Consider the following 14,026-nt stretch of genomic DNA (forward strand, 5'->3'; position numbering starts at 1 on the left):
TGCTTCTAGCGCCCGAGCCTGCAACTGAAAAGGCCGCCGGTGGTGTGCCGGCGGCCCGATGATCAGGCTGACGTTGCGAGATCCTGGCTAGATCTTGAGGATCTTGAAGCGATAGAGCAGCCCACCCAGCGCCCCGCCGACCAGCGGTGCGACGATGAACAGCCAGAGCTGCGCCAGTGCGTTGCCGCCCACCAGGATGGCCGGGCCGAAGCTGCGGGCCGGATTAACCGACACGCCCGTCACCTGGATGCCGACCAAATGGATGGCCACCAGCGTCAGACCGATGGCGAGGCCGGCAAAATGCGGCGCAGCGCGCTCGCCGGTCGAGCCGAGAATGACGATGACGAAAATCGCAGTGAACACGATCTCGAACAGCAGGGCCGCGACCAGCGAATATTCGCCGAGATAGCCCGGACCCCAGCCGTTCTGGCCCAGGCTCGCATTGCTGCCGACGATGGCCCAAAGGATGGCCGCACCCGCCAGCGCACCGGCAAACTGCGCGACCCAATGCTGGATCATGCTGACCAGTTCGAGCCTGCCATCGATGAAGAGCGCCAGGCTCACCGCCGGGTTGATGTGGCAGCCCGAGATCGGGCCGATGGCATAGGCCATGGCGACGATGGCGAGGCCGAAGGCCAGCGAAATGCCGACCTGGCCGATACTGTCGCCCCCCAGTACGGCTGCTCCACAGCCAATCAGCACCAGCACTGCCGTGCCGATGAATTCCGCAATCAGTTTGTTCATGACGCTTGGTATCCCCAGAAAGACTTCCCATACCGACCCCGAATCACGAGGCGGTGATCAAGCCTTCCTGCGACAACTCGCCACGGACAAGCGGATAGATACCAACAGGCACAGGATAATCAGGCCGCGGCGCGGGCTGCTGCGATGGTTTCCCGCACCGCGTCGGTATCGGTCAGCGTGATTTCATATTCCCGCTCGATCGCCGTGCCGCCCATGCCGACATGCGGATTGCGGAAATCCATGCCGCTCTTGATGGTGTGAAGCGCCGCAAAATGCATCTCGTCAACCCCGGTCGCCTGTCGCACCTGGGCTATATTGCCGGCATCCAGCGCGCCGCAGGCCATCACCACGATACGGCCATCGGCGATAGCAGCCGTGTCCTTGAGAATCTCGATGCCCTCGATGGCCGTGTCGCGCTGCCCGCTGGTCAGCACGCGGTCGACCCCGGCTCGAACAAGCGCCTCGATCGCCTCGCGGTAATCCACCGTCATGTCGAAGGCACGGTGGCAGGTGACCTTCATCGGTCGCGCCGCATCGACCAGCGCCTTGGTGCGGACTTCGTCGATCCGGCCGTCCGGTGTCAGGCACCCGATCACCACGCCCGCGACATCGCCCAGATCGCGCAGCGCCTTGATGTCTTCCACCATCGTCTGGAATTCGAGCTCGGAATAGAGGAAGTCGCCGCCGCGCGGCCGGATGATGACGTGAAATGGAATGGTCGCCACCTTGAGCGCTGCCTTCACCACGCCCAGGCTGGGCGTCAGCCCGCCCTCGAGCAGGCTGGCGCACAGCTCCACCCGGTCCGCGCCACCCTGCTGCGCCGCAACAAGACCGTCGATCCCCTCGACGCAGATTTCGATCTTGAACGGGTGCTTCGGCATGAGTGGTCTCCAATTGGTATTGCATTGGTAGTGCTACTGCCGCGGCGCGGCAAGGCGATTCTGCAACTGCTTACGCAGCCTTCCGTAGAGCCCCTCGCAATGATCCGCATACCCACGGTGACCAGGCGCCAGCCATGGTCGTGCCAGACTGGGCGCAGGGAGAATTGCCATGCGCTGCCTTTACGCCTGGGCCCGCAATACCAGCGGCACCTCGGCCGTCGAATTCGCCATCCTGACGCCGGTCTTCCTGCTGCTGCTGACCGGGATGCTGGCCTACGGCATCTATTTCGGTGCCGCCAATTCGCTGCAGCAGCTCTCCGCCGACGCCGCCCGCACCGCCATTGCCGGGCTCGACGAGACCGAGCGCAACGCATTGGTCGAAGACTTCCTCGATGCTAATGCGGACGGATACATGCTGATCGACCGCAGCCTGCTGACCTTCAGCATCGGCGACAAGCCCGGCGATCCCAACCAATACCGCGTCAGCCTGCGCTATGACGCGACCCAGTTGCCGATCTGGAACCTCTATCCGCCCCTGCCGCTGCCCGGCCCCCACATCGCCTATAGCTCCACCATCCGCCGGGGCGGCATATGAGCGGATTTCTCAGCGATACCAGGGGCAATATTGCCGTCCTGTTCGCCATGGGTTTTGCCGTATCGGCCATGGTCAGTGCCGTCGCGGTCGACGCGGCCTCGCTCTATCACGAGCGCCGGATGATCCAGAATGGCGTCGACCTGGCAGCGCTGTCGGCCGCCTCGGACACCGGTCAGGCCTCTGCCATCGCGCAGCAATCCTTGGTCGAAGCCGGCCTGCTGCAGGGCAGTTCGACCAACGGGCTTGCTGTTGCCGCCGGCCACTACAACCCCGATCCGGCCCTGGCCGCCAACCAGCGCTTCAAGCCGGGCGCCACTCCGCTCAACGCCGTCATGGTCAGCTTCGAGCGGCCCGGCCAGCTGCATTTCGCCCGCGGCTGGACGCAGTCGCCCACCATCGGCGCCTCGGCGATCGCCACCGTCACCCCGGAAGTCTCCTTCTCGATCGGTTCGCGCCTCGCCAGCCTCAATGGCGGCATCGCCAATGCCGTCCTCAACAGCCTGCTCGGCACCAATGTGGCGCTGACGGCGATGGACTATAACGGCCTGCTCAATGCGCAGGTCGATGCCTTCAGCTTCCTCGATGCGCTGGCTTTGCGGCTCGGCGTCACCGCCGGCACCTATGACGACCTGCTGGTGATGAGCTCCGATCACGGCACGCTCGCCGCCGCCCTCGCCGATATCCTGACCGGCACTGAACGCAATGCCGCGCTGACCCTGGCCGCTGCTGCCGGCCACAATGGCGTGGTCCCGCTGGGCAAGCTGTTCCAGCTCGGCCGATTCGGCGATGTCGACATCGGCACCGGGGCCGGCGAGGGATTGTTCACCAGCATCTCGGCGATGGACCTGATGTCCGCCAGCGCGGCCCTCAGCAATGGCGGACACCAGGTTTCGCTGACGCTAGCCGCTGGTGTACCGGGTCTCGTCAGTCTCGATGCAACCCTGGCGATCGGTGAGCCGCCCCAGGGCGGCAGCTGGTACGCCATCGGACCGACAGGCGCGGTGGTCCGCACGGCGCAACTGCGCCTCAAGCTGGTGGCTACGATACTTGGCTCAGGCGCGCTGGTCGGCGCGCCGATCCGCGTGCCGCTTTACGTCGAGATGGCCCATTCCGAGGCGATCGCCAGTGCTGCCACGTGCCCCACCGGCAACAACGCCTCCGGCACCGCAACTATCCTCACCAAGCCCGGCGTGCTGCGCGTCATGATCGGCGAGGTCACGCCAGCCAGCTTCGGCAATTTCGCCACCAGTCCGACGGTCGGCCTCGCCAAGCTGGTCGAGGTCAAAGTGCTGGGCCTGACCGTACTGCAGGTGCTGGCCTCGTCACTGGTCGAGATCGCCCAGACCACGCCGATCCCGCTCGGCTTCTCGGCCTCCGAGATCGCGGCGCGCACCGTCAAGACGGCCGCGACCAGTACACCCGTCACCTCGCTCACCACCTCGCTCTTGGGCAATCTGCAGCTCCAGGTGCCCATCCTGGGCCTGGGGCTGAACCTCACCAGCCTCGCGACGCTGCTCAAGGCGATCATCTCCCCTCTGGGCCCGACCTTCGATCTCACCCTCAACCGCCTGTTTGAGGCCGTCGGCCTGTCGATCGGCGAGGCCGATGTGCGGGTCTATGGCGTGCGGTGCTCCCATCCGGTGCTGGTGGGCTAGGTCGGCCTTCGGCATACCCCCTCATCCGTCGCTGCGCGCCACCTTCTCCCGCAAAGGGGAGAAGGTGCCATTACTGAAAGCCCTCGGCTGTGTCGCCTTCTCCCCTTGCGGGAGAAGGTGCCCGAAGGGCGGATGAGGGGGTGTGGCGAGCGCATACGGCCACCCCTTGACTCATCAGTTCAGTGTGCTACAACACCACCACACTACATAGGCACAACACATGGATGACTTTCACACCAGCCAGCCGATCTTCGTCCAGATCCGGCAACGGCTAGCCGAGATGATCCTGCGGGGATCGGTGGCCGAGGGGGACGCTCTTCCGTCCGTGCGCACCATCGCCGCCGATCTGTCGGTCAATCCGCTGACGGTCACCAAGGCCTTCGAGGAACTGGTGGATGTCGGGGTGGTCGAGAAACGAAGGGGATTGGGGATGTTCGTAAAAGTCGGAGCGCGGGCGGAGTTGCTTGCCCATGAGCGCGAAAAGTTTCTGAAAGAAGACTGGCCGCGCATTGCCGCCCAGATCAAGGCGCTCGATCTCGACCTCAATACCCTTCTAGCCAAGTCAAACCAGGCGCCGTCAGCCGAACATAAAGGGCAGACCCATGAATGAGCTTTCCCTCGCCAGCCAGGCGGACAGCATCGAGCCGATCGTCTCCGCCCGCGGCCTGCGCAAGAAATTCGGCGGCAAGGAAATCCTGCATGGGCTCGATTTCGACATCCCGCCCGGCCGCATCTATGGCCTGATCGGCCATAACGGCGCCGGCAAGACCACCACGCTCAACGCCATGCTGGGCCTGACCAGCTGCGAAGGCACCATCCGCGTTCTGGGCGAAGACCCCTTCGCCAAGCGCGCCAAGCTGATGGAAAACGTCGCCTTCATCTCCGACGTGGCCAGCCTGCCGCGCTTCCTGCGGGTGCGGGAGCTGTTTGCCTTGCTCAGCAATATCCACCCCAATTTCTCGATCGAGAAGGCGCGCAGCTTCCTCGAAGGCACCGACATCAAGCCCGAGATGAAGGTCAAGCATCTCAGCAAGGGCATGGTCGCCCAGCTGCACTTGGCCGTGGTCATGGCCATCGATGCCAAGCTGCTGGTGCTCGACGAACCCACGCTGGGCCTCGATATCACCTATCGCAAGCGCTTCTACCGGCGCCTGCTCGAAGACTACATGACCGAGGAACGCACGCTGCTGATCACCACCCATCAGGTGGACGAAATCGAGTTCATGCTCTCCGACATCATGTTCATCCGCGATGGCGAGCTCATCCTGCATATGCAGATGGAGACCGTGAACGACAAGTTCACCCAACTCGTCGTCAACGACAATGCCGCGCAGGCCGCCGCCCGCGCCCACAATCCGGTCTACGAGGAAACCCGCTTCGGCCAGACCGTGATGATCTTCGACGGCGTCGACCGCAACGTGCTGGAACCCTTCGGCAAGCTCTCGACCCCCACCCTCAGTGACCTCTTCGTCGCCCTGATGCAGCGGCCGACAGCCAATCCGGAGACCGCGCGATGAAGGCTTTCACCGCTCTTGTCCATCGCGAGCTCATCGAGCATCGCGGCGCCTTCCTCATCGGTCCACTGATCCTGGTGGGGGTGCTGTTCGGCGCGACCGTGCTGGCCTTTACCGTGGGGCGCGTCGATGCGCGCTTCTCGGGCGCCCTCTTCACCGTGGCGCCGCTGCGGGTCTATGAGATCGGCTTCCTCGCCTTCGGGCTCGGTTGGTCGCTCTATATGATCGCGGTGCTGTTCTTCTATTGTGCCGACGGCTTTGCCGCCGACAAGCGCAACAATGCCATGCTGTTCTGGAAGTCGATGCCGGTCAGTGACTTCCGGGTGCTGCTCAGCAAGCTGGTCGCCGGCCTGACCGTCCTGCCCGGCACAATCTACGCAGTGGCCCTGCTCAGCGGTGTGCTGCTCTATGGCGTGGCTTACGTCACCATGCTGATCAACGGCACCGCCTCGGTGGCGACGCTGGGCAGCATTGCCATCATCTACGCCAATGTGGCCCTGGCCATCATCGTGACGCTGGTCTGCGGCCTGCTGTGGTATCTGCCGGCCATGGCGCTGGTTGGTGCCATTGCAACGGCTGTCGGTCGCTGGGCCATTCCCATCTCGCTGCTGCTGCCGGCCATCGCCTCGACGCTCGAATGGGTGACCCTGGGTGGCTTGCACCCGTTCTCGACCCATACCTGGCGCTTCATCGAATATCGCGGCGCGCTGCCCTCGACGCCCTATGTCGAAAACTGGTTCATGACCGACCAGCCGTTCAGCGGCGTGGCTTTCGCCACCGACCTGATTGCCAACATGGACTGGACCCAGGTGGGCATCGGCATGGTCTTTGCCGTGGTGGTCATCTACCTGGCCAGCGAATACCGCCGCCGCACCAACGACAACTGATAGGCGCCACGAAAAAGGGCGGGCCGAGGCCCGCCCAGTTCGTTGGGAAACGCGATGGGGTCTTACTTGCCCCAGATACGAGCGTATTCGTCCCGGTAGCCATTGCCCGGGTCGAAGAGGTTGTTGTCGCCACCGTCAAAGGAGATGTTGTCCGCAGTGACGACATGCAGCGGTGAGGTATAGCCGGACCATTCGGCGCCCTGGATGGCGCGGTTCAGCTCGTCGATCAGCTGCCAGCCCTGCAGGTTGAGCGGCTCAGCCACCGTCACCGCCTGGTACTGGGCGGTGCGGATGCGCTGGTAGGCGCTTTCCGAGCCGTCGCCGGCCGCCACGGCCTTGGGTGCACCGTCGCCGGCAATGCCGGCTGCGGCCAGGGCTGGCCCCATGAAGTCGAAATAGATGTCGTTGATGGCCAAAGCATGGGTCCAGCTGGCACCATACTTCTGCAGCAGCGCTGTGGTCAGCGAGGGCATGCGTGTGGAGGTGTCGGCGATCGGCGTATCGACATATTCGAGCACCGTGCCGCCCAGCGCTTCGATCGTTTCCTTGATCTTGTCGGCCTTGGCGATGGCGATGGCATAGGTGGAGTCGGTGAAGATCACGACGCCCGGCTTGCCGCCGGCATCGGCGAAGGCCCACTTGGCTGCAGCAGCGGACACTTCCATCGCATCGGTCGAGACGTTGGCGAAGATGCCGCTGGCCGCGTCGGGCCCGATCACGGGGCCAGCATGCCAGCTGACGATCGGGATACCAGCCGCCTTGACCTGCTCGAGCGCCGCCTGCTGTTCGACGGCGTCGAAGCCATTGATGATGATGCCATCGGGGTTGAGTGCCAGCGCCTGGCCGAAGGCGGCGGCGCGGCCCTGGATCGAGCCGGCGCCATCGAGCACGTTGATGGTCCAGCCGATCCTGTCGGCCGCTTCCTGCACGCCCTTGGTGACGCCCAGGATACCGCCGTTCTTGAGATCGCCGGCGAGTACGACGATGGACTTGCCTTCAGCGGCAGCCGGGCCGGCGGTGGGGCCGTCCCAGGTGGTCTTCTGGCCGGCATATTTCTGCACTTCCGCCATGGCGTCCGAAATCGCGTCGGCGAAGGCGGGGCTGGATGCCATCAGGGCAAGCAGCGAGATGGTAAAGGTACGGCGCAGCATGTTTGGTTCCTCCTGTTGTGCTGTCGTTATTTCGAGCCGGCGCCCTTTTTGCGTTGGGCATATCCGGCAATGCCGATGGCGATGAGCAGCGTGGCGCCATTGAAGAGAGGTTCGACCCAGAAGCTGCCGCCGAACTGCTGGATGCCGGCAATGCCGACCGCCAGGATCATCACGCCAATGATGGTGCCCCAGACATTGACGCGGCCCGGCTTGATGGTGGTCGAGCCCAGGAAGGCGCCAACCAGAGCAGGCAGCAGGAATTCGAGGCCGACACTGGCCTGGCCGATGCGCAGCTTGGATGCCAGCAGCACGCCGGCAAAGGCCGTCAGCAGCCCCGAGGCCACGAAGGCGCCGACGACGAACTTGCGCGTCGGAATGCCGTTGAGCTCCGCAGCGCGCTGGTTGGCGCCGATGGCATAGAGGTAGCGGCCGATGGGGGTGTAGTCGAGCACCACCCAGAGCACGAGCGTGATGGCCAGCACGTAATAGGCGGTAATGGGCAGGCCGAAGACGAAGGTCCCGTTGACGGCATAGAAGGCGTCGGGCAACACGCCGACGATCTGCCGACCGCCGGTATGCCAGAGCGCGAGGGCATAAAGGATGGTTCCGGTGCCCAGCGTGGCGATGAAGCTGTCGATGCGCGCCACTTCGACCAAAAGGCCATTGAGCACACCCACCGCGACGCCCAGGCACAGCACGATCCCCACCGCCATCGGCCAGGGCAGGCCGTACATGGTCTGCAGCGAGATGGCGAGAATGTGCCAGAGCACGATGCCATAGCCCACGGTCAGGTCGATGCGCCCGGCCACCATCGGGATCATCGCTGCCAGCGACAGCAGCGCGATGATCGCCTTGTCGGACAGGATGGCCCGCAGGTTGAGCAGCGTCGGGAACGTGGTCGGCAGCAGGATCGAGAACAGCACGATGAGCGCTACGGTCAGGATGACCAGGCCATAGCTCGGCAGCATGCGCACCAGCTTGACCAAGGGCGGCAGGCCGGCCAGTTCGTCCTTGGTGGGCTCGATCGCGTTGGATTCAATCGACGGCATTTGCGGACCTCATGCGGCGTCACCGGCCGAAGCGGCCTGGATGAGAGTTTCGGTGGAGAGTTCGACGCCGGTCAGTTCGGCGACCGGCAGGCCGCGCGAGAACACGATGGCCCGGTGGCAGATATTGGCGATCTCCTCGAAATCGGTGGAGATCACGAGCACGCCCATGCCCGATGCCAGCGCCTCGAACAGCAAGTGGTAGATTTCGGCCTTGGCGCCCACGTCGACGCCGGCCGTCGGGTCTTCGGTCACCAGCAGGCGCCGCCCCGATTCCAGCCAGCGCCCAACAATCACCTTCTGCTGGTTACCGCCCGACAGGGCTTCGATGGGCAGGGATGGATCGTTGGGGGACAGCCCGACACGGGCGCCGATCCGGCGCGCCAGTTCCTCCTCCTGCCGCGGTCCCATCAGCGACAGCAGGCCGCGCCCGGTCGCCGAGGGATTGATGAAGGCATTTTCCCGGATGGTCAGACCCGTGGCGACGCTTTCGCGCACCCGGTCGCGCGCCACCAGGCCAATGCCGTCGCGCATGGCGCTCTGCGGCGACGACAGATCGGGCTCGCGGCCCTCGAGCACAACCCGGCCGCCGTGCTTGCGGCCGCCGATCAGCACGCGGCCGATATCCTCGTGCCCGGCGCCGCGCAGCCCGGCCAGGCCGAGCAGCTCGCCGCGGCGAATGTCGAAACTGACAGGGCCGACACTGCGCGTCGTCAGCTTGTCGACGCTCAGAATGGCCGGGCCCTCGAGCACGGCGGGACGCTGGATTTCGCGGGTCTTGCGGCCGACAATCAGCCCGACCAGCTCGTCCGGCGTGGTATGGGCGACATCGCGCATCGCCACCAGCTGACCATCGCGCAGCACTGCGACACGATCGGCAATTAGGAAGATTTCATCGAGCCGGTGGCTGACATAGATCATGCCCACACCGCGCTCGCGCAGCGGCCTGAGGGCCGAAAACAGGCGCTCTACCTCGTCCGCCGGCAGGCTGGCCGTGGGTTCGTCGAGCACCAGGAAGTCGCATTCGGCGGCCAGGGCACGGGCGATGGCGACCAGTGATTTCTGCGTGCGGGACAGGCTGGACACCCGGGCCGAAGCCGGAAAGTCCGCGTCGACCAGCGCCAAAGCGCGCTCGGCCTTGGCATGGGTGGCTGCCCAGTCGATCCGCCCCATCCGATTCTCATAGCCGAGCAGCATGGCGACGTTCTCGGCCACGGTCATCCATTCGATCAAGCCCAGGTCCTGATGGATGAAGGCGACCTTCTGACCGGAGGCGCGGCCCGCTTCATGGGCATAGGGCGTTCCGTCGATCGAGACCAGGCCGCTGTCGGGGCGGTGGATACCGCCCAGCACCTTGATCAAGGTCGATTTGCCGGCGCCGTTTTCACCCAGCAAGGCCACGATCTCGCCGCGCGCCACCTTGAGCGAGACACCGCGCAGGGCTTGCGTGCCGCCAAAGGATTTGGCGACGCGATCAAAGAATAAACCGCTGGCGGTTTCGTCCATTGGATGATCCTCCCCGGCCCTTGCTTTGATATCAGGTTTACCGGTAACGTAACTGCAACCTGATGCAACGGTCCGCGCGTGTCAAGCAAAAAAGATATCGATAACAATTCGCTCGATGCGTCGCCGGGAGAGCGCCGGCCTGCGGCAGGACTGGGCGATATCGCGCGCCTGACCGGCGTCTCGAAAATGACGGTGAGCCGCGTGCTGCGCGGCGGCACGGGCTTTTCAGAGGACACAAGGCGCAAGGTTCTCCTGGAAGCCGAACGGCTAGGCTACGTGCCCAACCGGCTGGCCTCCGCTTTCGCCGCAGATCAGGCTTCCACTCTCGTCGGTGTCTGCGTGCCCAGGCTGACCTCGGGCCTGTTCGGTCACGTGCTCGACGGTCTGGACCGGGCGCTGTCGCGGCTCGGCTATCAGATGATGATCGGCTGCAGCAATCACTCCCAGCCCGAAGAAGAGGAATGGGTCCGCCAGATCGTCAGCTGGCGCCCGGCCGGGGTCATCCTGGCGGGACGCAGCCACACGCCGGGGACGGTGCAGATGCTATCGACCAGTGGCATCCCGGTCGTCGAAATGTGGGATCTGACCACCAGCCCGATCGACCTGTCGGTCGGCTTTTCCCATTTCGACTGCGGTGTAGAGATGGCGCAATTCGCGCTGATCCAGGGACGGCGCCGCGCCGCTTACCTCGGCGCCCATTCGCGCAGCGACGTCATGGGACAGGCACGGCTCGACGGCTTTGCCTCCGCCCTCGCCGAAGCGGGACATCCGCTGGTCGAATGCGAGATTCTCGAAGACGCACCGAGCTTTTACGCCGGTTTCTACGGTCTCGAAATCCTCCTGGCGCGCCAGCCCGACCTCGACCTCGTCTATTTCCACAATGACGAGATGGCCATCGGCGGCCTGGCCTTCTGCCAGTCGCGCGGCCTGCGGGTGCCCGAGGATATCGGCATTGCCGGCTGGGGCGGCATGGAAGCCGCATCCATCCTGCCCAAGCGCCTGACCACCACTGTCGTGCCCACCACCGGCCTCGGCACACAGGCTGCCCGGGCGCTGGTCGCGCGCATCCGGGGCGAGCCCACCCGCCGCGTCATCGCGGTCCGGACCAAGCTGATCGAGGGCGAGACCATCTGATCAGGGCCGCTGCGCCCCATTCCGGTTGAGGACGACGCTGTAGAGGCTGGTTGTCGCCGTGATGAACAACTGATGCTTGGCCCGGCCGCCAAAGCACAGGTTGGAGGCCCGTTCGGGCAGCCGGATCAGCCCCATCACGTCGCCATCGGGTGATATGCACCGCACCCCATCCCCAGCCGACGACCACACATTGCCGTCGGTATCGAGCCGGATGCCATCGGCCGCGCCCACCGCGATGGCGTGGAAGACCCGGCCATTGCGCGGTCGGCCATCGGCCATGTCGAACTGCAGGATATGCGACGGATCCCCCGCATACATGCGGCCTGTGTCGGCGACATAGAGCGTGGTTTCGTTGGGGCTGAAGGCCAGGCCATTGGGGCAGTTCATGTCGGTGATGACGGCCTCGATGCTGCCACCAGGGTCAACGCGATAAACGTTGCACGAGAGCTCCTGCTCGCCCCGGAACCCCTCGTAGTCGGTCTGGATGCCGTAATGCGGATCGGTGAACCAAATTGCGCCATCGGACGCCACCACCACATCGTTGGGCGAATTGAGCCTTTTGCCGCCAAAGCTGTCGGCGATTACGGTGATCGAGCCGTCCCATTCGGTGCGCGTCACCCGACGCGTGCCGTGTTCGCACGAAACCAGCCGCCCCTGACGGTCGCGCGTGTGGCCGTTGCTGTAGTTCGAGTTCTGCCGGAAGATGCTGATCCCCTCGGGCGACCAGCGCATGATCCGGTTACTGGGAATGTCGGAAAACAGCAGGCAGCCCATATCGCCGAACCACACCGGACCCTCGACCCAGTCAAAGCCGGTCGCCAGCCGCTTCACTGGCGCATTGCCCATCACGAAGCGGCCAAAGCGCTCGTCGAAAACTTCAAAATCCGTCACGTGCCGGTCCTGTCAGGAAAATGCGATCTGCACCTTCATCGCCTGCGAACGGTCCGATGCCAAGGTGAAAGCGTCGACACTCTGCACAAGCGGCAGGGTTTGCGAGATCAGCGGCTTCACATCGATCAGCCCCTTGCGCATCAGCTCGACACCAATGGCGAACTCGCTGTGGAAGCGGAACGAGCCGCGGATTTCCAGCTCCTTGCTGGTAATGGCCTGCATGGGCACGCTCATGTCGCCGCCCAGCCCCAGTTGCAGCACGATGCCGCGCGGCCGCAGCGCCCCGATGCCGCCGGCCAAGGCCACCGCCACGCCGGAGCACTCATACAGGGCATCGAAATAGCCCTTGTCGGCCCCATAGGCCGCCAGCGCATCCGGCTCGCTCGCGGAATTGATGGTCCGATCCGCACCGGCCTTGCGTGCGATCGACAGCGTATAGTCGGACAGGTCCGTGGCCACGATTTCGGCCGCCCCCGCCCGCCGCGCCGCAAGAATGGAGAGAACACCGATCGGTCCGCAGCCGGTCACCAGCACCCGCTTGCCGAACAGGTCACCGGCCCGGCGCGTCGCATGCAGCGTTACCGCCAGCGGTTCGGCCATGGCCGCCTCACCGGCACTCAACCCATCCGCGACCGCGCACTGACTGGCCTTGGCCACCAGCTTCTGGCGAAATGCGCCCTGGATGTGCGGAAACGGCATCGCCGAGCCGTAAAAGCGCATGTTGAGGCACTGGTTGGGTAGGCCCTCGGCGCAATAGCGGCAGCTACCGCAAGGTCGCGATGGCGACACCGCAACCAGTTGCCCCTTTGCGAGACCCGTCACGCCCTCGCCGAGTTCTTCGACCACGGCCGAGACTTCATGCCCCAGGATCATCGGCTCCCGCAGCCGGACCGTGCCGAAACCGCCATGGTTGAAATAGTGCAGGTCAGAGCCGCAAATGCCGCCGGTCGCCAGCCGCAGTCCGACTTCGCCCGGCCCGACCGCCTCCTCGGCGCTTTCCTCGATCCGCAAATCCTTGGCGGCGTGAATAACGATAGCTTGCATCAGAGCACCGGGGTCAGGAGAGGACGGCCGGCAAAATGCGCCGCCAGGTTGTCGCGCACGAGCTGTCCCATGGCCTGGCGCGTTTCCACCGTACCCGAGGCATGGTGCGGCTGCAGCAACACGTTGTCCAGCGTCAGGAAACGCGGGTCGAGCTTGGGCTCGCCCTCGAACACGTCGAGTGCCGCCGCGCCAAGTTGGCCCGAACCGAGGGCCTCGATCAGCGCATTCTCGTCGATATTGGAGGCCCGCGAAATATTGATCAGCATGCCCTCCGGCCCCAAAGCCTCGATCACCGACTTGCCCACCACATGCCGCGTTGCCGCCGATGCCGCCAGCGTCACGAACAGGAAATCCGAGCGCTGGGCCAATGCCACCGGGTCGGGGATGAACTGCCATTGGCTGGCATAATCCTTGGCGCCTATGTCGGAATAGGCAATGTCCATGTCAAAGCCGGCGAGGCGTTTGGCGACCTCGAATCCGATCCGGCCCAGACCCAGCACGCCCACCCGCCTGCCCCACACCCGGCGCTTGAGCGGATAGAGCCCCTTGCTCGCCCACGATCCATCCTTGACCCAGGTTTCGGCGCCAATCACGCCGCGCGACTGCGCCAGCATCATGGCGATGCCGAGATCGGCCACGTCATTGGTCAGCACATCGGGCGTATTGCTGACGCGGATGCCGCGCGCCCGGCAGGCATCGAGATCCACAGCATCAAAGCCGACGCCATAGACGCTGATCACTTCGAGCTTGGGACACGCCGCGATGATCTGGGCATTGGCGCCCAGCTCGCCGCGTGTGGCAATGCCACGAATTCTTGGCCCGACCTCGGCCAGGAATGCGGCCTTGTCGTCTGCCTCGAAATAGCGGTGCGCGGTATATTCGGCATCCAATGGCGTCTGGTCCCAGGCGGGGTAGGGACCCATCTGCAATATCTCGGGCTTGGTCATGTGATCGCTGCAATTCCGGCTTGACACAAAA

At 64.7% G+C, this 14,026-nt stretch carries 14 protein-coding genes; 6 read left to right on the forward strand and 8 right to left on the reverse strand.

Translation table 11 applies throughout. The features are described from left to right. Positions 1–87: 87 nt before the first annotated feature. Positions 88–744, reverse strand: coding sequence for an aquaporin (locus IM737_RS13990; protein WP_236894627.1), 657 nt, complete (start codon positions 742–744; stop codon positions 88–90). A 119-nt stretch (positions 745–863) separates the two neighbouring features. Continuing rightward, positions 864–1,625 carry a copper homeostasis protein CutC gene (locus IM737_RS13995; protein WP_236894629.1) on the reverse strand — a complete coding sequence of 254 codons (762 nt, stop codon included), beginning with the start codon at positions 1,623–1,625 and terminating at the stop codon, positions 864–866. Positions 1,626–1,794: 169 nt separating this feature from the next. Between IM737_RS13995 and IM737_RS14000 the strand changes: the two genes are divergently transcribed. The 5 genes from IM737_RS14000 to IM737_RS14020 all read left to right on the forward strand — a co-directional run bounded on the left by IM737_RS14000 (position 1,795) and on the right by IM737_RS14020 (position 6,276). After that, complete coding sequence (locus tag IM737_RS14000; RefSeq protein WP_236894631.1) at positions 1,795–2,220, forward strand: TadE/TadG family type IV pilus assembly protein; 426 nt, start codon at positions 1,795–1,797, stop codon at positions 2,218–2,220. Further along, on the forward strand, positions 2,217–3,875 hold the full coding sequence (locus IM737_RS14005; RefSeq protein WP_236894634.1) for a TadG family pilus assembly protein: 1,659 nt from the start codon (positions 2,217–2,219) through the stop codon (positions 3,873–3,875). Before IM737_RS14000 ends, IM737_RS14005 begins: the two co-directional genes overlap by 4 nt. A 220-nt stretch (positions 3,876–4,095) precedes the next feature. Further along, the gene (locus tag IM737_RS14010) at positions 4,096–4,485 is read left to right on the forward strand and encodes a GntR family transcriptional regulator (RefSeq protein WP_236894642.1); all 390 of its coding nucleotides are present in this window, start codon (positions 4,096–4,098) and stop codon (positions 4,483–4,485) included. Next, complete coding sequence (locus tag IM737_RS14015; protein ID WP_236894644.1) at positions 4,478–5,392, forward strand: ABC transporter ATP-binding protein; 915 nt, start codon at positions 4,478–4,480, stop codon at positions 5,390–5,392. Before IM737_RS14010 ends, IM737_RS14015 begins: the two co-directional genes overlap by 8 nt. Continuing rightward, positions 5,389–6,276: a hypothetical protein gene (locus tag IM737_RS14020; protein ID WP_236894646.1), complete on the forward strand. Its 888-nt coding sequence runs from the start codon at positions 5,389–5,391 to the stop codon at positions 6,274–6,276. Before IM737_RS14015 ends, IM737_RS14020 begins: the two co-directional genes overlap by 4 nt. A 62-nt stretch (positions 6,277–6,338) precedes the next feature. Here IM737_RS14020 and IM737_RS14025 read toward each other — a convergent pair whose 3' ends face one another. The 3 genes from IM737_RS14025 to IM737_RS14035 are packed head-to-tail and all read right to left on the reverse strand — an operon-like array spanning position 6,339 to position 9,979. Then, complete coding sequence (locus IM737_RS14025; RefSeq protein WP_236894648.1) at positions 6,339–7,427, reverse strand: substrate-binding domain-containing protein; 1,089 nt, start codon at positions 7,425–7,427, stop codon at positions 6,339–6,341. A 26-nt stretch (positions 7,428–7,453) separates the two neighbouring features. Further along, positions 7,454–8,476, reverse strand: a complete 1,023-nt coding sequence (locus tag IM737_RS14030; protein WP_236894650.1) for an ABC transporter permease — start codon at positions 8,474–8,476, stop codon at positions 7,454–7,456. 9 nt (positions 8,477–8,485) lie between these two features. After that, positions 8,486–9,979 (reverse strand): sugar ABC transporter ATP-binding protein, encoded by a 1,494-nt coding sequence (locus IM737_RS14035; RefSeq protein ID WP_236894652.1) that lies wholly within the window; start codon positions 9,977–9,979, stop codon positions 8,486–8,488. A gap of 78 nt (positions 9,980–10,057) precedes the next feature. On the opposite strand from IM737_RS14035, the gene IM737_RS14040 reads away from it, so the two are divergent. Continuing rightward, entirely contained in the window at positions 10,058–11,113 is a 1,056-nt protein-coding gene (locus tag IM737_RS14040; protein ID WP_236894654.1) for a LacI family DNA-binding transcriptional regulator, read from the forward strand. On the opposite strand, the gene IM737_RS14045 is transcribed toward IM737_RS14040, so the two are convergent. From IM737_RS14045 to IM737_RS14055, 3 genes are read right to left on the reverse strand one after another with little or no spacing between them, the layout of a single operon-like run. Further along, a complete protein-coding gene (locus tag IM737_RS14045) occupies positions 11,114–11,959 on the reverse strand; it encodes an SMP-30/gluconolactonase/LRE family protein (RefSeq protein WP_442874205.1) in 846 nt (281 codons plus the stop codon). A 57-nt stretch (positions 11,960–12,016) separates the two neighbouring features. Then, positions 12,017–13,048: an L-idonate 5-dehydrogenase gene (locus IM737_RS14050; RefSeq protein ID WP_236894666.1), complete on the reverse strand. Its 1,032-nt coding sequence runs from the start codon at positions 13,046–13,048 to the stop codon at positions 12,017–12,019. Then, positions 13,048–13,995, reverse strand: a complete 948-nt coding sequence (locus IM737_RS14055; RefSeq protein ID WP_236894668.1) for a 2-hydroxyacid dehydrogenase — start codon at positions 13,993–13,995, stop codon at positions 13,048–13,050. The genes IM737_RS14050 and IM737_RS14055 overlap by 1 nt, the downstream gene beginning before the upstream one ends. Positions 13,996–14,026 lie beyond the last annotated feature (31 nt).

The sequence above is a fragment of the Devosia sp. SL43 genome, assembly GCF_021729885.1.
In the GTDB taxonomy this organism is placed as follows: Bacteria; Pseudomonadota; Alphaproteobacteria; order Rhizobiales; family Devosiaceae; genus Devosia.